The sequence below is a fragment of the Micromonospora sp. NPDC000316 genome, assembly GCF_042898885.1.
Lineage (GTDB): Bacteria > Actinomycetota > Actinomycetes > Mycobacteriales > Micromonosporaceae > Micromonospora.
This window is the reverse complement of record NZ_JBIAZG010000006.1, coordinates 197,395-216,163: the sequence shown is the minus strand read 5'-3', so window position 1 is coordinate 216,163 and position 18,769 is coordinate 197,395. Positions and strand designations below refer to the sequence as shown.

General features: G+C 73.1%; 17 protein-coding genes. 13 read left to right on the top strand and 4 right to left on the bottom strand.

The window, feature by feature from the left end; all coding sequences use genetic code 11:
• Positions 1 to 17 precede the first annotated feature (17 nt).
• The 5 genes from fdxA to ACFY2Q_RS15830 are packed head-to-tail and all read left to right on the top strand — an operon-like array spanning position 18 to position 3,799.
• The gene (fdxA, locus tag ACFY2Q_RS15850) at positions 18 to 344 is read left to right on the top strand and encodes a ferredoxin (protein ID WP_091422126.1); all 327 of its coding nucleotides are present in this window, start codon (positions 18 to 20) and stop codon (positions 342 to 344) included.
• Complete coding sequence (gene dapC, locus ACFY2Q_RS15845) at positions 341 to 1,447, top strand: succinyldiaminopimelate transaminase (protein WP_387130942.1); 1,107 nt, start codon at positions 341 to 343, stop codon at positions 1,445 to 1,447. Before fdxA ends, dapC begins: the two co-directional genes overlap by 4 nt.
• 15 nt (positions 1,448 to 1,462) lie before the next feature.
• Positions 1,463 to 2,491 carry a prephenate dehydrogenase gene (locus ACFY2Q_RS15840; protein WP_387130726.1) on the top strand — a complete coding sequence of 343 codons (1,029 nt, stop codon included), beginning with the start codon at positions 1,463 to 1,465 and terminating at the stop codon, positions 2,489 to 2,491.
• Positions 2,492 to 2,501: 10 nt separating this feature from the next.
• Positions 2,502 to 3,152, top strand: a complete 651-nt coding sequence (locus ACFY2Q_RS15835; protein WP_387130724.1) for an SIMPL domain-containing protein — start codon at positions 2,502 to 2,504, stop codon at positions 3,150 to 3,152.
• Positions 3,152 to 3,799, top strand: coding sequence for a nucleoside/nucleotide kinase family protein (locus ACFY2Q_RS15830; RefSeq protein ID WP_387130723.1), 648 nt, complete (start codon positions 3,152 to 3,154; stop codon positions 3,797 to 3,799). Before ACFY2Q_RS15835 ends, ACFY2Q_RS15830 begins: the two co-directional genes overlap by 1 nt.
• Before the next feature lie 21 nt (positions 3,800 to 3,820).
• On the opposite strand, the gene ACFY2Q_RS15825 is transcribed toward ACFY2Q_RS15830, so the two are convergent.
• Both ACFY2Q_RS15825 and dapD read right to left on the bottom strand, forming a co-directional pair.
• A complete protein-coding gene (locus tag ACFY2Q_RS15825; RefSeq protein WP_387130721.1) occupies positions 3,821 to 4,378 on the bottom strand; it encodes a sugar O-acetyltransferase in 558 nt (185 codons plus the stop codon).
• Positions 4,379 to 4,497: 119 nt separating this feature from the next.
• Positions 4,498 to 5,457 carry a 2,3,4,5-tetrahydropyridine-2,6-dicarboxylate N-succinyltransferase gene (gene dapD / locus ACFY2Q_RS15820; protein WP_387130718.1) on the bottom strand — a complete coding sequence of 320 codons (960 nt, stop codon included), beginning with the start codon at positions 5,455 to 5,457 and terminating at the stop codon, positions 4,498 to 4,500.
• Positions 5,458 to 5,580: 123 nt separating this feature from the next.
• On the opposite strand from dapD, the gene dapE reads away from it, so the two are divergent.
• Positions 5,581 to 6,654, top strand: coding sequence for a succinyl-diaminopimelate desuccinylase (gene dapE / locus ACFY2Q_RS15815; protein WP_387130716.1), 1,074 nt, complete (start codon positions 5,581 to 5,583; stop codon positions 6,652 to 6,654).
• Between the two features lie 38 nt (positions 6,655 to 6,692).
• On the opposite strand, the gene ACFY2Q_RS15810 is transcribed toward dapE, so the two are convergent.
• Complete coding sequence (locus ACFY2Q_RS15810; RefSeq protein WP_387130715.1) at positions 6,693 to 6,857, bottom strand: hypothetical protein; 165 nt, start codon at positions 6,855 to 6,857, stop codon at positions 6,693 to 6,695.
• Between the two features lie 154 nt (positions 6,858 to 7,011).
• Between ACFY2Q_RS15810 and ACFY2Q_RS15805 the strand changes: the two genes are divergently transcribed.
• The 7 genes from ACFY2Q_RS15805 (at position 7,012) to ACFY2Q_RS15775 (ending at position 18,182) form a co-directional block, all read left to right on the top strand.
• The gene (locus tag ACFY2Q_RS15805) at positions 7,012 to 7,863 is read left to right on the top strand and encodes a TIGR00730 family Rossman fold protein (protein WP_387130714.1); all 852 of its coding nucleotides are present in this window, start codon (positions 7,012 to 7,014) and stop codon (positions 7,861 to 7,863) included.
• Positions 7,863 to 8,408, top strand: coding sequence for a TIGR00730 family Rossman fold protein (locus ACFY2Q_RS15800; protein ID WP_387130713.1), 546 nt, complete (start codon positions 7,863 to 7,865; stop codon positions 8,406 to 8,408). Before ACFY2Q_RS15805 ends, ACFY2Q_RS15800 begins: the two co-directional genes overlap by 1 nt.
• A 151-nt stretch (positions 8,409 to 8,559) precedes the next feature.
• Positions 8,560 to 12,159, top strand: a complete 3,600-nt coding sequence (locus ACFY2Q_RS15795; protein ID WP_387130711.1) for an ATP-dependent helicase — start codon at positions 8,560 to 8,562, stop codon at positions 12,157 to 12,159.
• 27 nt (positions 12,160 to 12,186) lie between these two features.
• A complete protein-coding gene (locus ACFY2Q_RS15790; protein WP_387130709.1) occupies positions 12,187 to 15,564 on the top strand; it encodes an ATP-dependent helicase in 3,378 nt (1,125 codons plus the stop codon).
• Positions 15,565 to 15,791: 227 nt separating this feature from the next.
• Positions 15,792 to 15,995 (top strand): cold-shock protein, encoded by a 204-nt coding sequence (locus ACFY2Q_RS15785; protein ID WP_007464836.1) that lies wholly within the window; start codon positions 15,792 to 15,794, stop codon positions 15,993 to 15,995.
• A 221-nt stretch (positions 15,996 to 16,216) separates the two neighbouring features.
• On the top strand, positions 16,217 to 17,530 hold the full coding sequence (locus ACFY2Q_RS15780) for a DEAD/DEAH box helicase (protein ID WP_387130707.1): 1,314 nt from the start codon (positions 16,217 to 16,219) through the stop codon (positions 17,528 to 17,530).
• 451 nt (positions 17,531 to 17,981) lie between these two features.
• A complete protein-coding gene (locus ACFY2Q_RS15775; protein WP_387130706.1) occupies positions 17,982 to 18,182 on the top strand; it encodes a hypothetical protein in 201 nt (66 codons plus the stop codon).
• Positions 18,183 to 18,301: 119 nt separating this feature from the next.
• On the opposite strand, the gene ACFY2Q_RS15770 is transcribed toward ACFY2Q_RS15775, so the two are convergent.
• On the bottom strand, positions 18,302 to 18,769 hold the full coding sequence (locus ACFY2Q_RS15770; RefSeq protein ID WP_387130705.1) for an RrF2 family transcriptional regulator: 468 nt from the start codon (positions 18,767 to 18,769) through the stop codon (positions 18,302 to 18,304).

The window sequence follows — 18,769 nt, the reverse complement described above, 5'->3', positions numbered from 1 at the left end:
TGCGGAGGAGAAGACCGGTGACCTACATCATCGCCGAGCCGTGCGTGGATGTGCTCGACAAGGCATGCATCGAGGAATGCCCGGTCGATTGCATTTACGAGGGCAACCGGATGCTCTACATCCACCCCGACGAGTGCGTCGACTGCGGTGCCTGTGAGCCTGTCTGCCCCGTGGAGGCGATCTTCTACGAGGACGACGTTCCGGAGCAGTGGAAGGACTACACCGGCGCCAACTACGAGTTCTTCGAGGAGTTGGGCTCGCCCGGCGGCGCCTCGAAGATCGGCAAGGTGGAGAAGGACGCCACCTTCGTCGCCGCGCAGCCCCCGCGCGGCGAGGGCCACTGAACCGGCCCGCGCCGGTCTCGTCGCGGCTGCCCGAGTTCACCTGGGACACCTTGGACGCCGCGGCCACTCTGGCCGCGGCGCATCCGGAGGGCCTGATCAACCTCTCCATGGGCACGCCGGTCGACCCGGTCCCGGAGGTGATCCGTCGGGCGCTCGCTGACGCGTCCGACGCTCCCGGCTACCCGCTGACCGCCGGCACTCCTGCGCTGCGCGCCGCGATCACGGCGTGGGTCTCCCGCGCCTGTGGCGCCGGGGTCGACGGTCTCGGTGTGCTGCCGACAATCGGCTCCAAGGAACTGGTCGCCTGGCTGCCCACCCTGCTCGGCATCGGCCCGGGTGACGTGGTGGTCGTGCCGTCGATCGCCTACCCGACGTACGAGGACGGCGCCCGGCTGGCCGGCGCGACGGTGGTTCGTGCCGACTCGCTCACCGCGGTCGGGCCAACCTCCCGCGTGCGGTTGGTGTGGGTCAACTCGCCAGGCAACCCGACCGGCCGCGTGCTGCCGGCGGCCCACCTGCGCAAGGTGGTCGACTGGGCGCGGGAGCGCGGCGCGGTGGTCGCCAGCGACGAGTGCTATCTGCCGCTGGGCTGGTCTGCCGAGCCGGTCTCGGTGCTGTCCCCGCAGGTCTGCGGCGGTGACTACTCAGGCGTCCTCGCCGTGCACTCGCTCTCCAAGCGGTCCAACCTCGCCGGTTACCGGGCCGGGTTCGTGGCCGGTGACCCGGTGCTCGTCGCCGAGTTGTTGAAGGTTCGCAAGCACGCCGGCATGATCGTGCCCGCGCCGGTGCAGGCAGCAATGGTGGCCGCTCTGCAGGACGAGCGGCACGCCGCCGAGCAGCGCGAGCGCTACCGCGCGCGCCGCGAGGTGCTGGCCAAGGCGTTCACCGGCGCCGGCTTCACGATCGAGCACTCGGAGGCCGGTCTCTACCTCTGGCTCACCCGCGACGAGGACTGCTGGGCGACCGTCGACTGGCTGGCCCGGCGCGGCATCCTGGTCGCGGCCGGCGCCTTCTACGGCCCCACCTCCCAGCGGTACGTCCGGGCGGCGCTTACCGAGTCCGACGAGCACATCGCCGCGGTCGCCGGCCGGCTCCAGGCCTGACCCCGGCGGTCGACGATGACCGACGTCATGACCGGGCGGTACGCCGGAGTGCGTGCGGCGGTGCTCGGCACCGGCCTGATCGGCGGTTCGCTGCTGCTGCGCCTCGCCGACGCCGGGCTTGACGTGGCCGGCTGGGACCCGGACCCGGCGACTCGTGACCAGGCAGGCGAGCGTGGGTTGACGGCCCCGGCCACGGTCGAGCAGGCCGTCGCCGGTCGGGACGTGGTCTTCCTCTGCGGTCCGCTGCCCACCCTGCCCCGGACGCTGGCCCAGGTGGCCGAGTTGACCGCGCCGGGCTGTGTGCTCACCGACGTCGGCAGCACCAAGGTCGAGGTGGCCGAGACGGCCGACCGGCTCGGGCTGACTGACCGCTTCGTGCCCGGGCACCCGATGGCCGGCGCGGAGTCCGCCGGCCTGACGGCCGCCTCCGCGACGCTGCTCGCCGGTGCCGCCTGGGTGCTCTGCCCGGCGACGGGCGCCGCGACGCCCGCCTTCCGCTGGCTGACCGGGCTGCTTGTGGACCTGTTCGGCGCGCGGGTGGTGCCGATGGCCGCGCCGGCACACGACTCCGTTGCCGCGCTCGCCTCGCACGTGCCGCACCTGTTGGCCGGCGCTCTGGCCGGGGCGGTCCAGCGGTCGCCGCTGCGGGACGCGGTGCTGGCGCTGGCCGCGGGAAGTTTCACCGACGGCACACGGGTCGCCGGCACACCGGCCGAGCGGACGGCGAACATGCTGCTCGGCAACCGCGATCGGGTGCTGGACGAGTTGGCCGAGGTCCGCGTACTCCTGGATGAGCTGGCAGCCGCGCTGCGGGCCGGCGACGCGACGGCCCTGACCGGCGGGTACGCGGAGGCGGGCGCGGCCCGGTCGGCGCTGCTGAGTCGCCGGTTCGCCGCGCTGGAGCAGGACTTCCCGGCCGATGGCGACCACGCAGCCGAGGTGGCCTGGCTGTGTGATCTGGGTGCGGCCGGCGGGCACCTGACTGGGTGCCGGATCGGCCCGGACGCCGTCTCCTACACCGCGTGGCGGCCGGCGGCTGACTAGGCTGACAGTCATGGCGACGGACGGCCCGGTGGTGGAGGTGCGCGGCGAGGCATACCGGGAGGTGCCTCCCGAGCTGGCCCGCTTCGCGGTCACCGCGAAGGCCCGCGACCGGGATCGGGAGACGACGCTGACCCGGCTGGCCGAGCGGGCCGCCGCCGTGCGGGTGCTGTTGGACGGCTCGGAGCCCGCGGTGGCCCGGCGGGAGACCGGCGACCTGCGGGTCTGGCCGGAGACGCGACGTTCCGGCGAGCGCGTGGTGGCCTGGCACGGCAGCGTCACCACAACTGTCACGGTCACCGACTTCACCGCGCTCGGCGAGCTGATGCTCCGGCTGGCCGATCAGGATCAGGTCGAGGTGGCCGGGCCCTGGTGGGAGCTGCGCACGGACAGCCCCGCGCACCGTGAGGCGCGGCACGCCGCGATCAGCGACGCGCTGCTGCGTGCCCGGGAGTACGCCGAGGCGCTGGGTGCACGTGTCACAGCCCTCATCGAGCTTGCCGACGCCGGCCCGGCCGACCGCCCGATGTTCGCCCGCGCGGCGTTCGAGGTCGGAGGCGGCGCGGGTGGCGGCGTGCCCGACCTGGAGCTGGACCCTCAGCCGCAGACCGTCCAGGCTGCCGTGCGGGCCCGGTTCACGATCAGCGACCCGGTGCTGGGCTGATGACGCCGGCCCGGGTGCTGGCCCTCGACGAGCTGGTCGCCCGGGCGCGGGCGCTTGCCGAGGCCGGTCCGCGTCACCTGCTCGGCATCACCGGGGCGCCCGGTGCCGGTAAGTCCACGCTCGCGGAGCGGATCGTCGCCGAGATCGGGCCGAGCGCTCGGCTGGTGCCGATGGACGGCTTCCACCTGGCGCAGTCGCAGCTCGTCCGGCTGGGCCGCGCCGACCGCAAGGGCGCGGCCGACACCTTCGACGCCAACGGGTACGTCTCGCTGCTGCGTCGGCTACACCGCCTGGAGCCGACCTCGGTGTACGCGCCGGAGTTCCGCCGAGAGCTGGAGGAGCCGGTGGCGGGGTCGATCGAGGTGCCGCCGTCGGTCCGCCTGGTGGTGACCGAGGGCAACTATCTGCTGCTGCCGGACTTTCCGTGGCAGGAGGTCCGGTCGCTGCTGCACGAGGTGTGGTTCCTCGACCTGGACGCCGAGCTGCGCCTGCGTCGGTTGACCGCCCGGCACGAGGCGTTCGGACGTTCGCCGGAGGAAGCGCGGGCCTGGGCGCTGGGCAGCGACGAGGCCAACGCGACCCTGATCACGCCCACCGCCGACAGGGCCGACCTGGTGGTCCGCCTACCTGAGCCGCCAGCCACCTGACCCCCGCCGGGGCTGGCGCCGTCAGGCCAGCTCGCGCGTCGGTCGTGCCGGGTTGCCGACGGCGACCACGTTGGCGGGCAGGTCCCGGGTCACCACCGCGCCCGCACCGACGACTGTGTTCGCGCCGATCGTCACCCCGGCCAGCACTATCGCGCCGCCGCCGAGCCAGACGTTGTCCCCGATGGTGATCGGCTTGGCGGCCTCCCACTTGTCGCGGCGAGGGCCGGGCTCCACCGGGTGCGTGGGGGTGAGGAGCTGCACGTTCGGGCCGACCTGGACGTCAGCGCCGAGGGTGATCGGCGCGACGTCGAGGAAGACCGACTGGTAGTTGACGAAGCTGCGGGGCCCGATCCGGATCTGCCAGCCGTAGTCGCAGTAGAACGGCGGCCGGATCCAGGTGTCCTCACCGAGCTGACCGAGCAGGTCGCGCAGCGCCGCGAGCTGTGCCTGCGGATCGGCTGCGGGGCTTGTGTTGAAGCGTTGCATCAGCAGGGCGGCCCGGTCCCGGTCGGCGACGATCTCGGGGTCGTCGGCGAGGTAGGGCTCGCCGGCGAGCATGCGGTCCTTCATGGAGGTCACCCGGTCGATGATGCCGGTCCTCCCGACCCGAGTTGGCCGGTACGTGATGATTTGGTCCGTGACTCCGCCGGGGCGTACCCCCGGGTCCGCGGTCGTGTGCCGCGGACCCGGCGGGGCCGTCAGTCGTTGGCGTGCAGGGCGGCGTTCAGCTCGATGCCCCGGCCGGTGCGGGGCTTCGCCTCCAGCGCGCCGGTCACCGAGTTGCGCCAGAACAGCAGGCCGTCGACGCCGGACAGCTCGCGGGCCTTGACCACCCGGCCGTCCGGCAGGGTGATCTTCGACGCGGCGGTGATGTAGCAGCCCGCCTCGACCACGCAGTCGTCGCCGAGGGAGATGCCGACGCCGGCGTTCGCGCCGATCAGGCTCCGCTCGCCGATGCTCACCTTGTCGGTGCCGCCACCGGAGAGCGTGCCCATGATCGACGCACCACCGCCGACGTCGGAGCCGTCGCCGACCAGGACGCCCTGCACGATCCGGCCCTCCACCATCGAGGTGCCGACCGTGCCGGCGTTGAAGTTGACGAAGCCCTCGTGCATCACAGTGGTGCCGGCGGCCAGGTGGGCGCCGAGCCGGACCCGGTCCGCGTCGGCGATCCGCACACCCGACGGCACCACGTAGTCGGTCATCCGGGGGAACTTGTCCACCCCGTACACGGCCAGGTGGCGGCCCGCGGCCCGCTCGATCACCCGCAGCTCGTCCACCCGCTCCGGCGGGCACGGCCCGGCGGAGGTCCAGGCCACGTTCGCCAGCTTGCCGAAGATGCCGTCGAGGTTGAGCTGGTTGGGTCGCACCAGGCGGTGGGAGAGCAGGTGCAACCGGAGGTACGCGTCCGGGGCGTCCTTGATCGGGTCGTCCAGCGAGCCGATCACGGTGACCACCTGAACGGTACGCAGACCCGGCAGCGGCCTGTCCCCGAGCGCGGCCGGCGGCAGGTCGAGCACGTCCGACTGGTCCTCACCGGCGACAAGCGGCAGCTCACCCAGGCCCAGCTTGCCGGTCGGGTACCAGGTGTCGAGCACCTGCTCGTCTGCGGTCACCGTGGCCAGGCCGATGCCCCAGGCGGAATCTGCGGACGTCACTGTTTCACCTCTCGGTCGCGGCCGGGCCGGCCGGTACGCACGAGCGCGAGGCTCCGCACGCTCGCCCCGGTGGCCCGTAAGCTCGCTCTTCGCGCTGACAGACCTGAAGGTACCGTGCGAACCATGGAGAACCCGCTGACCCCCGAGGTCCTCGCCGATCCGGTGCAGCTGACCCGCGCGCTTGTCGACATAGAGTCCGTGTCCCTCAACGAGAAGGCGATCGCCGACTGCGTCGAGGAGGTGCTGCGGGGCGTACCGCACCTGTCCACCCACAGGCACGGCAACACCGTGATGGCGCGTACCGACCTCGGCCGGTCGCAGAGGGTCGTGCTGGCCGGGCACCTGGACACGGTGCCGCTCAACAACAACTTCCCGTCGACAATGCGCGGCGACCTGATGTACGGCTGCGGCACCTCCGACATGAAGTCCGGTGTCGCGTACGCGCTGCACCTGGCCGTGACGCTGCCCGACCCGCGCTACGACGTGACGTACTTCTTCTACGAGGCCGAGGAGATCGAGTCGCGGTACAACGGGCTGACCCTGGTCGGCCAGGCGCACCCGGAGTGGCTGGAGGCGGACTTCGCGGTGCTGCTGGAGCCGACGTACGGCATCGTCGAGGCGGGCTGCCAGGGCACCATGCGGGCCATCGTGACGACGTCGGGCGAGCGGGCCCATGCGGCGCGCTCCTGGCACGGGGTCAACGCCATCCACGCGGCCGGTGAGGTGCTGCGGCGACTCCAGGGGTACGAGGGACGCCGGGTCACCATCGAGGGGTGCGACTACCGGGAGGGCCTGAACGCGGTCCGGATCACCGGCGGTGTGGCCGGCAACGTGATCCCGGACCACTGCGAGATCGAGGTCAACTACCGGTACGCCCCGGACCGCGACCCGGTGGCGGCGGAGGCGCACCTGCGGGAGGTCTTCGCGGGCTTCGAGTTGACAGTGACTGACGCGGCGGCCGGCGCGGCCCCCGGGTTGGAGGCGGCCCCGGCGAAGGAGTTCCTGGCTGCGGTCGGCGCGGCACCTATCGGCAAGCTGGGCTGGACGGACGTGGCCCGGTTCGCGGCCATGGGCATCCCGGCGCTGAACTTCGGCCCGGGGGACCCCAACCTGGCCCACCACAAGGACGAGCACGTCGAGATCAGCAAGATCCGCGATGGTGCCGCGACCCTGCACCGCTGGCTCGCCCCGGCCTGACCCGGGCGCACCCGCTCCCGGTGATCAAGAGGTTTGCGTCAGCCGGGCCCGTTGTCGGCGACGCAAACCTCTTGATCAGCTCCGGAGGTGGCGGGCGACAGGGAAGGGTCCATCAGGCGGGTGCGGCGGCGCTCGGCCACCACATCTCGGATCCGTCGCTGCATCTGTCGACGGATCCGGATCATCTCGCTGTTGCTGATCACGCTGTCTCCTCCCCCGAAGGCGCGCGCCGGGGCATACCCGGTATGTGAATAGTAAGACGTACGAGGAAGCCAAATAGTTGCCCATGATCACGAACTATTTCTCGACGTCCCCGCCCCGCGCACCCGGCCGGTACGGCTCCACTACGGTTGCTGCATGAGCCAGAGCAACGGACGGGAGGCCGGTCGCGGTCCAGGTCAGGAACGGCACCGGGGCGCGGTCACGCTGCGCCGGGGGGCGATCCCGACCAGCACCGCCGATCAGCGGCTGCTGGATTCGCACGGGCGGGGCGACTGGAAGACCAGGGACGCCTGGCGTGCGCTGCGCATCCTCTCCGAGTTCGTCGAGGGCTTCGACACCCTCGCCGACCTGCCGTCGGCGGTGAGCGTCTTCGGTTCCGCGCGCAGCAGCCCGGACAGCGCCGAGTGCCAGCTCGCCGAGCAGGTGGGCGCCGCGCTGGCCCGCGCCGGCTACGCGGTGATCACCGGGGGCGGGCCGGGTGTCATGGAGGCAGCCAACCGGGGCGCCAGCGAGGCCGGTGGCCTCTCCGTCGGGCTCGGCATCGAGCTGCCGTTCGAGCAGGGCCTCAACGACTGGGTCGATCTGGCCATCGACTTCCGCTACTTCTTCGCCCGCAAGACGATGTTCGTCAAGTACGCGCAGGCGTTCGTCGTGCTGCCCGGCGGCTTCGGCACCATGGACGAGCTGTTCGAGGCGCTCACCCTGGTGCAGACCGGCAAGGTCACCCGGTTCCCGGTCGTCCTGATGGGCGTCGCCTACTGGCAGGGCCTGATCGACTGGCTGCGCGACACAATGGCAGCCGACGGCAAGATCGGCCCGGTCGACCTGGAGCTGATCTGCCTCACCGACGACGTCAACGCGGCGGTCCGGCACATCGTCGAGGCCGAGGCGGCGCTCTCGGTGGAGCAGGAGGCGGTCCGCGACGAGGCCGTCGCCCGTACCGGTGCCGACCAGCAGGCCGCCGCCGAGCAGGCTCGGGAGAGCTGATGGCGGCGATCTGTGTCTTCTGCGCCTCGTCGCGCACACTCGACAAGCGCTGGCTGGACCTGGCCACCGAGACCGGCGCGGAGCTGGCCCGGCGCGGCCACACGCTTGTCAGCGGTGGTGGTCGCGTCGGCATGATGGGGGCCCTGGTCGACGGAGCCCGCGCCGCTGGTGGGCGCACCGTGGGCGTGATCCCGCAGTTGCTCGTCGACCTGGAGGTCGCCGACCTGGCCTCGGACGAGCTGCTGGTGACCGACTCGATGGCCAGCCGCAAGACCGTGATGATCGAGAAGTCGGACGCGTTCCTCACCCTGCCCGGCGGGTTGGGCACCCTGGACGAGCTGTTCGAGGTCTGGACCACCGCCACCCTCGCCCTGCACCGTAAGCCGATGGTTCTCGTCGACACCGACGGCTTCTACCGCCCACTGCTGGGCTGGCTCGACACGATCACCGACCAGCAGTTCCTCAAGCCGGGCGGCCGCGACCTCCTGACGGTGGCCTCCACCATCCCGGCGGCCCTGGACACCCTGGAAGCCCAGCTAACCTGACCGCCCCGCCCGCCGGTCCCGCACCTCAGCCCCGGTCGATCATGAAGTTAGCGACGTTTCTGTCGGCGTGTCGCGCCGCCAACTTCATGATCGACAGGCGTGGGCGGGGTGGGTTGGGGTGGGTGTCAGATGGGCGTGATGGGATGAGCTGATGCAGGCGTACCGGTTGGTGCGGCGATCCGGCGGGCCGGCGCCGGAGGGCGAGGGCGCGCGGGCCACCGAGGCCACCGAGGCCGTCGAGGTCGCGCGGGCCGTCGGAGGGTCGAGTCGGCTTGTCGACCCGGCACAGGCGGAGGTCGTCGGGCACACCGACGGGCCGATGCTGGTGCTCGGCGGCCCCGGCACCGGCAAGACCAGCACCCTCGTCGAGGCGGTCGCCGCCCGAGTCGCCGAGGGGGTCGATCCCGAGCGCATCCTCGTGCTGACCTTCGGTCGCCGCAGTGCCACAGCGCTGCGCCAGCGCATCGAGGCCCGGGTCGCACAGGACGGCCACCGCGTGTTGCGCGAGCCGCTGGTCCGCACCTTTCCGGCGTACGCCTTCGGGCTGCTGCGCCGGGCCGCCGCCGAACGCGGCGAGCCGTCGCCCCGCCTGCTCACCGGCCCCGAGCAGGATCTGATCATCCGCGAGCTGTTGGACGTGGTGGGCGAGGAGCCCGAGGACGACCCGGTCGGCTGGCCCACCGACCTGCGCCCGGCCCTGCGGACCAGGGCGTTCGCCGGTCAGCTGCGCGACCTGCTCATGCGCGCCGCCGAGCGCGGCGTCGGGCCGGTCGAGCTGGCCCGGCTGGGCGAGAAGCTCGGCCGCGCCGACTGGCCGGCCGCCGCGCGCTTCCTTCGGGAGTACGTCGCCGTGCTCGCGCTGCGCGACGTCAGCAACCGGGGCTCCATCGCCTACGACCCGGCGGAGTTGGTCCGGGCGGCCACCGGGCTGCTGCGCGACGACGAGGACCTGCTGGCCGCCGAGCGCCGCCGACTCGCCCACGTGTACGTCGACGAGTTGGCCGACACCGACCCCGCCCAGGTCGAACTGCTGTCGGTGATCGCCGGCGCCGGCAAGTCGCTTGTCGCGTTCGCCGACCCCGATTCCTCCACGTACGCCTTCCGGGGCGCCGACCCGGCCGCGGTAAGCACCTTCGGGCACCGCTTCCGCACCGCCTCCGGTGCGCCGGCCGCGCAGGTGCTGCTGACCACGTCGTACCGGGCCGGGCCCGACCTGCTCGCCGCGATCGCCCGGCTGGGCCGCCGGCTGCGCGGTCCCGCGGCGCACCGCCGGCTGCGCCCCCTGCCGGATGCGCCGGCCGGCGTGGTCGAGGTGCACACGTTCCGTTCGGCGACCAGTGAGGCCGCCTGGCTGGCGCATGCGCTGCGCTCCGCCCACCTGCTCGAGGGCGTGCCGTGGTCGCGGATGGCGGTGCTGGTGCGCTCCACCGCGTTGCAGCTGCCCAGCCTGCAACGGGCGCTGCACGCGGCAGGCGTCCCGACAGTGGTGCACGGCGAGGACCTGCCGCTGCACCTCCAGCCGGCGGTGGCGCCGCTGCTGCTCCTGCTGCGCTGCGCGCTGGAGCCGGCCCGACTGGACGAGGAGGCGGCGGTCGCGCTGCTGCACTCGCCGCTGGGCGGAGCGGACCCGCTGGCCGAGCGACGGCTGCGGCAGGGCCTGCGCGCGATGGCGCTCGCCGGTGGTGACCGGCGCCCCTCCGGGGAGCTGATCGTCGAGGCGCTTGGTGATCCGGCGGAGCTGGCCGGCATCGAGCGGCGGTGGGCGGAGCCGGCCCAGGCGGTGGCCGGGCTGCTCGCCACGGCCCGGGAGGCGGCGGCCCGCCCTGGCGCGACCGCCGAGACCGTGCTCTGGGCCGTCTGGCACGGCAGCGGGCTGGCCGAACGCTGGGCGGGCGCCATCAGCCAGGGGCGGCCGGAGGCCGGCGAGGGGGACCTGGCTCGGCGACGGCGGGCCGAGGCCGCCGACCGGGACCTGGACGCCGTACTCGTGCTCTTCGACGCGGCGGCCCGCTTCACCGACCGGCTGCCGGGCGCGCGTACCGAGGTCTTCCTCGACCACGTGCTCGCCCAGGACCTCCCGGCGGACACCATCGCGCCGACCGCCGACCGGGGCGCGGCGGTCCGATTGCTCACCGCGCACGCCGCGAAGGGCCTGGAATGGGACCTGGTCGCGGTGGCCGGCGTGCAGGAGGGCATCTGGCCGGACCTGCGACTGCGCGGGAGCCTGCTCGGCTCGGAACGGCTTGTCGACGTGCTCGCCGGACGGTCCGTGGGAGGTGCCCGCGCGGCGAACGTGGTGGGACAGACCTCGGCACTGTTGGACGAGGAACGCCGGCTGTTCCACGTCGCCATCAGCCGCGCCCGGCACCGACTGCTGGTCAGCGCTGTGGCGTCGGCGGCGGTCGGCGGGGACGACCACGAGGAGCAGCCGAGTCGGTTCCTCCACGAGCTACGCCCGATCACCCCACCGGCCCCGCCGGACGGCTCCGGGCCGGTCGATCCGCCCTCGACGCCCGGCCCGCGCACCGGCCCGACCGCTGGTCCCGCCGACGGCGACGACCCACACACCACGCCCCACGGTGCTGGCGAGGAGGGTGCGCCAGGCAAGATCGGTGTGCCCGGCAAGAACGGTGCGACAAGCGATGGCGGTGTGCCGGGCGATGGCGGCGCGGCCGGCGACGGCGGCGCGGCTGGTGACGGTGACGACGGGCCGGCCCAGCCCGGTGCTTTGCCGGTGACCCGGCCACCCCGGGCGCTCACCCTGCCGGCGCTTGTCGCGGAACTGCGTACCGCAATCACCGACCCGACCGCGCCAGCGGGCCGGCGGCGCGCGGCGGCGGCCGAACTGGCGCGGCTCGCCGCCGCCGGTGTGCCCGGCGCGCACCCCGACGACTGGTGGGGGCTGCGCGTGCTCTCCGACGACAGGCCGCTTGTCGACGAGGGGAAGCCGGTGCGGGTCACCCCGTCGGCGATGGAGAGCGCGCTGCGGTGCAGCCTGCGGTGGCTGCTGGAACGGCACGGCGGCAGTGGCCCGACAAGTACGGCGCAGGGGGTGGGCAACCTGGTGCACGCCGCCGCGATGCTTGCCGAGGACGCAAGCGCCGACCGGGGGGCGCTGCTCGACTACGTGGCGGCCCGGTTCGACGCGATCGAGTTGGCGGCGCGCTGGATGGCTGGCCCGGAGCGCGAGCGTGCCGAGGCGATGGTCGACAAGCTGCTGCGCTGGCTGGCCACCAACCCGCGTCGGCTGCTCGCCATCGAGCACGAGTTCGCGGTGCGCCTGGACGATCCGCACCGGCCCGTCGAGCTGACTGGCCGGGTCGACCGGCTGGAGGTCGACGAGGACGGGCGGCTCGTGGTGATCGACCTGAAGACCGGCAAGTCGACAGCTGTCACCGGCACCGAGTTGGCCGAGCATCCGCAGCTCGGCGCCTACCAGGCGGCGGTGGAGGCGGGGGCGTTCGCCGAGTTCGGTGACGAGTCCGGTGGCGCGGCGCTCGTGCAGCTCGGCACCTCCGCGAAGGACGCCCGGGAGCAGAACCAGCCTGCGGCGGGCGAGGGCCCGGCGGCCGGCTGGGCGACGGCGCTGGTGCGGCGGACCGCCGATACGATGGCAGCCGCCACGTTCGCCGCGGTGGCCAACTCGAAGTGCCGGGTCTGCCCGGTGCGCACCAGCTGCCCGGTCTCCGGGCAGGGGCGTCAGGTCGTCGAGCCGCCCACTGTCCGGCGTACCAGTGAGGGCGAGGAGTGAGCCGGTGTTGCGACCTGAGACGACACCGTGAGCCAGCCGACCCTGTTCGGGGCCGGTCCGGCTCCGACGCCGCGCCGCGCGGACTCCGGCCCTCGGTACACCCCTGTGGAGCTGGCCAAGCTGCTGCGGCAGCCGGCGCCCACCCGGGAGCAGGCCGCGATCATCTCCGCCCCGGTGGAGCCGCTGCTGGTGGTCGCGGGGGCCGGGTCGGGCAAGACCGAGACGATGGCCGCCCGGGTGGTCTGGCTGGTGGCCAACTCGTACGTGCGCCCGGAGCAGATCCTCGGGTTGACGTTCACCCGTAAGGCGGCCGGTGAGCTGGCGCACCGGGTCCGTACCCGGCTGGACCAGTTGATCCGCCGGGTTGGCCGGCAGGGGCGTGACCCGCTGGACGATCCACTCGCGGGTGAGCCGACGGTCTCGACCTACCACTCGTACGCCGGGCGGATCGTCACGGAGCACGGGCTGCGGGCCGGGTACGAACCGTCCACGCGGCTGCTCACCGAGGCGTCCCGCTGGCAGTTGGTCGATCTGCTGGTGCGCAACTACGACGGCGACATGTCCGAGGTGGACCGGATGCCGAGCACCATCACCGACGCGGTGCTGGCGCTCGCCGGGGAACTGGACGAGCACCTGATCGCCCCGGATCAGTTGGCCGCCTGGACGGGCCGGTTCTTCGCGGAGGTGCAGTCCCGTCCGGGCCGGGTCTACGCGGACGTGCGCAAGGCGCTCACCCTCCAGCAGACCCGGCTGCGTCTGCTGCCGCTGGTGCGGGCGTACGCGCGGCGCAAGGAGGACTTCGAGGCGATGGACTTCGCCGACCAGCTCGCCAGGGCGGCCCGGGTGGCCCGGGATCATCCGGGGGTCGGCGAGATCGAGCGGGACCGGTTCCGGGTGGTGCTGCTCGACGAATACCAGGACACCAGTCACGCGCAGGTGGTGCTGCTCAACGCGCTGTTCGGCGGGGGACACCCGGTGACGGCTGTGGGTGACCCGTGCCAGTCCATCTACGGCTGGCGGGGTGCCAGCGCCGGCACCCTGGACCGGTTTCCCACCGAGTTCGCCCGCGTCGACGGCGAGCCGGCCGAGGCGCTCGGGCTAACCACCAGTTGGCGTAACCGCCCGGAGATCCTGCGAGTGGCGAACGCGCTCTCCACGCCGCTGCGCGCGGCCGGGGCGCGGGTGCCGGAGTTGCGCTCCGCGCTGAGCGTCCGCGACCCGATCCCGCATCGCAGCCCTGGCGGTGCGGCCGGCGGCACTGTGCACTGCGCGCTGCTGCCCACGTACGCCGACGAGGCGGCGTGGATCGCCGACAGCGTGCTCGCCGCGTGGCGGGGGGCGGCGCGGATGCCCGGTGCGGCACCCGAGCACATTCCGGTGGCGCAGCGGCCGACGACTGCCGTGCTGGTCCGGGTCCGCAGTCAGATCCCGGCGATCGAGTCGGCGTTGCGCGAGCGTGGCCTGCCGGTGGAGGTGGTGGGCCTGGGTGGCCTGCTGGACACCCCCGAGGTGCGGGACGTGGTGTGCACGTTGCGGGTGCTTGCCGATCCGACCGACGGGGCGGCGCTGCTGCGGCTGCTCACCGGCGCCCGTTGGCGGATCGGGCCGCGTGACCTGGTGGCGTTGCACCGGCGGGCTCGGGCGCTCGCCAACGCGCGACGCCAGGTGGCCGCCGACGACGCCTCGGACATCAGCCCTGACCTGCTGGACGAGGCGACACTTGTGGAGGCGCTGGCCGACCTCGGCCCGGCGCAGGCGTACTCGGCGGAGGGCTTCGCGCGGCTGCGCGCGTACGGCCGGGAGTTGGCGTTGTTGCGCTACCGCCTGGATCAGGCGCTGCCGGATCTGATCGCGGACATCGAGCGGACCATCGGCCTGGACGTGGAGGTCGCGGTGCGGGCCGGCCGGGACGGCGCCGGCGACGCCGGCCTGGCCCGGGGTCACCTGGATGCTCTCGGTGACGTGGCGGCCCGCTTCAGCGGGGAGACGCCGGGCGCGACCCTTGCCGGTTTCCTGTCCTACCTGGCCGCCGCCGAGGACGAGGAGCGTGGTCTGGCGCCGGGCGAGGTCGAGGTGGTGGAGGGCGCGGTGCAGGTGGTGACCGCGCACGCCGCGAAGGGCCTGGAGTGGGACGTCGTGGCGGTGGCCGGGCTCTGTCGTGGGCTGTGGCCCGGGCCGGTGCGTAATTCCGATCACTGGCTGGGTGGGCTGGGTGTGTTGCCGTTCCCGCTACGCGGCGATTCCGACGGGTTGCCCGAATTGGCGCTCGACGAGGCGGCCGACCAGCGGGCGGTGGCCCGGGCGCTTACCGACTTCACCGATGCGTGGCGGGCCCACGACGAGCGGGAGGAGCGCCGGCTGACGTACGTGGCGGTGACCCGGCCGCGCCGGCTGCTGCTGTGCTCCGGGTACTGGTGGGGGGAGGGGACCAAGCGGCCGCGAGGTCCGTCGGTCTTCCTGCGCGAGGTGTACGACACCTGCCTGGACGGCGGCCCGGGGCATCTTGTCGACGCGTGGGCGCCGGAGCCCACGCCGGATGCCACGAACCCGACGGCGGAGGTGGTGCTGCGGGCGGAGTGGCCTGCGGATCCGTTGGGTGGCCGTCGGCCGGAGTTGTCCGAGGCGGCGGGGCTGGTCCGCCGTCTGATGGCCGACGGCCCGGCGCAGGTGGTGGTGGCCGGTGGGCCGGCCGAGCCGGAGGTGGACCCGGAGGTGGCGCGCTGGCGGCGTGAGGCGGATCTGCTGCTGGCCGAGCGGGCCGAGCTGACCCGGCTGTCGGGCGCGGTGGAGGTGGCCCTGCCGGGGCAGTTGAGCGTCACGCAGTTGGTCGCGTTGCGCCGTGACCCGGCGGCGCTTGCGCGTACGCTGCGTCGCCCGGTGCCGACCGAGCCCAACCCGTACGCCCGCCGGGGCACCGCCTTCCACGCGTGGCTGGAGCAGCGCTTCGGCGCCGACCGGCTGCTCGACCTGGATGAGCTTCCCGGCGCGGCGGACGCGGACGCGGCGCCGGACGAGGCGTTGGTCGAGCTTCAGGAGCGGTTCCTGGCCAGCGAGTGGGCCGACCGGGCGCCGGTGGAGGTGGAGGTGCCGTTCGCCACGGTGATCGCCGGTGTGGTGGTGCGGGGGCGGATGGACGCGGTCTTCGCCCGACCAGGTGGTCGGTTCGACGTGGTCGACTGGAAGACCGGCGCGCAGCCCGCCGGGCCGGCTGCGGAGGTGGCGGCGGTGCAGTTGGCCGTGTATCGGCTGGCGTGGGCGGAGCTGGCGGGTGTGCCTGTCGATCGGGTGGGTGCGGCGTTCCACTACGTGCGGGACGGGGTGACGGTCCGGCCGGCCGACCTGCTTGACGTGACCGGGCTCACCGCCCTGATCGCGCAGTTGCCAGAGAATTCCGCCCAAGATTGACTCCTGACCGGAGATCCATGGTAGGTTGAACACGTTGCAGTTTTGGTTACCAGAGACTCTGTGTGCGCCTGGCGGGAATTGTGGCCCCAGGCGCTCTTTGTTGTGTCCGGAGTTCTCCGGGCGGGGCGACCAGAAGCGACAGGCGATTCGCGCATTCCCGCGCGGAGCGCTCCTCTTCGGACCGGCAACAAGTGCGGGTCCGACGTTCCGTCAAGGAGACGAAACACATGGCTATTGGCACCGTGAAGTGGTTCAACGCTGACAAGGGCTTCGGCTTCATCACCCCGGACGGCGGCGGCGCTGACGTCTTCGCCCACTTCTCGGCGATCCAGTCCTCCGGCTACCGGAGCCTGGACGAGAACCAGCGGGTCGAGTTCGAGGTGACCCAGGGCCAGAAGGGCCCGCAGGCGGAGAACATCCGCCCGCTCTGATCTTCGGATCGTCGGTATTACCCGTCGCGCCCTCCGGGTGTGACGGCGACGGGACCGGCCCGCCCCGCTGTCGACCTGCCTACGCAGGCGGCGGCCCGGCGGCGGGCCGGCCCGTACCCTAATCGGTTCGTGCTTGTGAGTCCTGGCGGCCTTTGCCGCTTGTGACAGCGCCGACTTCGGCGCCCTCCCTCGACACGTGCCGCGTCGAGGAAGGTTCCTGCGTGACCACAGTTATTCCGTCCTTTGCCCACACCGGTCTGGCGCCGGCGCTGCTGAGCGCCTTGATCGCGCAGGGCATCAACGAGCCGTTCCCGATCCAGTCGGCCACGCTGCCCGACTCGCTCGCCGGCCGGGACGTGCTCGGACGGGGCCGCACCGGCTCCGGCAAGACTCTCGCCTTCGGGCTTCCGCTGCTCTCGCGTACCGCCGGCCAGAAGGCCCGGCCGGGTCGCCCGCTGGCCCTGGTGCTGGTGCCGACCCGCGAGTTGGCCCAGCAGGTGACCACCGCGCTGGCCCCGTACGCCCGCGCCGTCGGCCTCCGCTGCGCCACAATCGTCGGTGGGCTGTCGTTGCAGCGCCAGGCGGACGCGCTGCGCGCCGGCGCCGAGGTGGTCGTGGCGACCCCCGGCCGGCTGCACGACCTGATCAACCGCGGTGACGCCCGGCTCGACCAGGTCGAGATCACCGTGCTGGACGAGGCCGACCAGATGGCCGACATGGGCTTCCTGCCGCAGGTGACCAAGCTGCTGGAGCAGGTCGCGCCGCAGGGGCAGCGAATGCTCTTCTCCGCCACTCTGGACGGCGGCGTGGACCGCCTGGTCCGCCGCTTCCTGAGCAACCCGGTGACCCACTCGGTCGACCCGGGCACCGCCACGGTCACCGCGATGACCCACCACGTGCTGCACGTCGACGCGATCGACAAGCCCGACGCGTTGACCCGGATCGCCGCCCGCGAGGGCCGCACCATCCTGTTCATGGGGACCAAGCACCGCGCCGACCGGCTCGCGCGCCAGTTGCTCTCCAAGGGAGTACGCGCGGCCGCGCTGCACGGCGGCAAGTCCCAGCCGCAGCGCACCCGGATCCTGGAGCAGTTCCGCAACGGCCAGGTGACTGCTCTGGTCGCCACGGACGTGGCGGCCCGGGGCATCCACGTCGACGGCCTCGACATGGTGGTCAATGTGGACCCGCCGACCGAGGCGAAGGACTACCTGCACCGGGGCGGTCGGACCGCCCGGGCCGGCGAGTCCGGCTCGGTGGTCACCCTGGTCCTGCCCGAGCAGCGTCGGGACGTGTCCCGGCTGATGTCCATCGCCGGGATCCGGCCCGAGTCGGTCCAGGTCCGCCCGGGTGACGGGTCGCTGGCCCGGGTGACGGGTGCTCGCGAGCCCTCCGGCGTTCCGGTGACCATTGTGGTCCCGGCGGTTGCCGCTGGTCGGAGCCGTACCGCAGGTGGTCCGGTCGCCGATGGTGCCGCCCGCCCGGCGCACCGCGCGTCGGGTCGATCCCGCCGGCCGCGTCGCCCCCGTACCGTCTGAGCTTCTCGACCCTGACCGACCCGCACCGCTTCGGCGGCGCGGGTCGGTTTCGTCTGCGGCCCTCACGCGGCCGGGGTCGGTCTTGTCCGTGCCCGGGACCGGCAGTCGGCTTGCGGCGCCCGGGGGGAGGGCGCCCGGGGGGAGACGGCTGGTCCCTGGTGACAGCCTTTGCTCTGCTTCAACCGACGCAACGGGCGCTGTCCGGATAGCGGACACCATCTGTTGCGTGGATTGAAGCAGAGCAAAGGCCGCGGAGCGGGTGCCCGACTGGCCCTGGGGTTGGCGCCGCCAGCGCGGCCGACATCGCCGACCGCCAGCGCATCTGGCTGTTCGGCTGAGTCAGCAATCAGCCTCGGTTGGGTCGGCTGGCCGACTGTTTTCCGACGCGATGTGGGCAAAGCTGACCACCGGGGGGACGCCGGGCGGGGGGCTCGGCGCGGAAGGGGTGGCCATGGCGGGCGAAGCTGGCTCGGGAGCGCTGCGGGAGCTGACCCTTGTGGTCGCGGTCGCGCTCGCCGGGTTGCTGCTCGCCATGGTTGCGGTCTTCATGCCCTGGCAGGCCACCGCGACGGGCAACGCTCCCGCCGGTCTGGTGGAGCTGCGCAGCCCCGGCGACCCGGGCTCAGGCCCGGCGGTCGGCCACGTGGGCTGAGCAGTGACCGGCCGACCGGCGCCGGCGGAGGGGCAGGCCCGGTCAGCTCGGTACGAGGTGTGGTCGGGCCGGCGGGGCACCGGCCCGACCACACCGCCAACGCCGTCCGGATCAGATGATCATGACGCCGTGGATGCTCGGTCGGTCGGCTCGCGGTCGAGCAGGTCGGCGAGGGTGGTGCTGTCGACCACTGTGGCGATCGCCCCGTGCACGGCCAGCCAGACGTCCGTGAGCCCGGCGGCCACACCGTGGTAGCCGGCTCGCTCGGCGGGCAGCCCTCGTACCGTGGTCAGCGAGCCGCCGACCGCGCGCAGCACGTCCCCGACGGTGATCTCCTCGGGTGGCCGGGTCAACGCGTACCCGCCCTCGGCGCCGCGATGGCTGTGCAGCAGGCCGGCCCGGCGCAGGTCGAGCAGGATGCCCTGGAGGAAGCTGAGCGGGATCTCCTGCACCTCGGCCAGGCTGGCCGCCTTCACCAACTCGGCACCCTCACCACCACTGCCGGCGTCACCGCCGCCGCCGCGAACGGCGGCGGCGACGGCGAGCATGGCCCGGAGCGCATAGTCGCTGCGCGCGGAGACGTACAC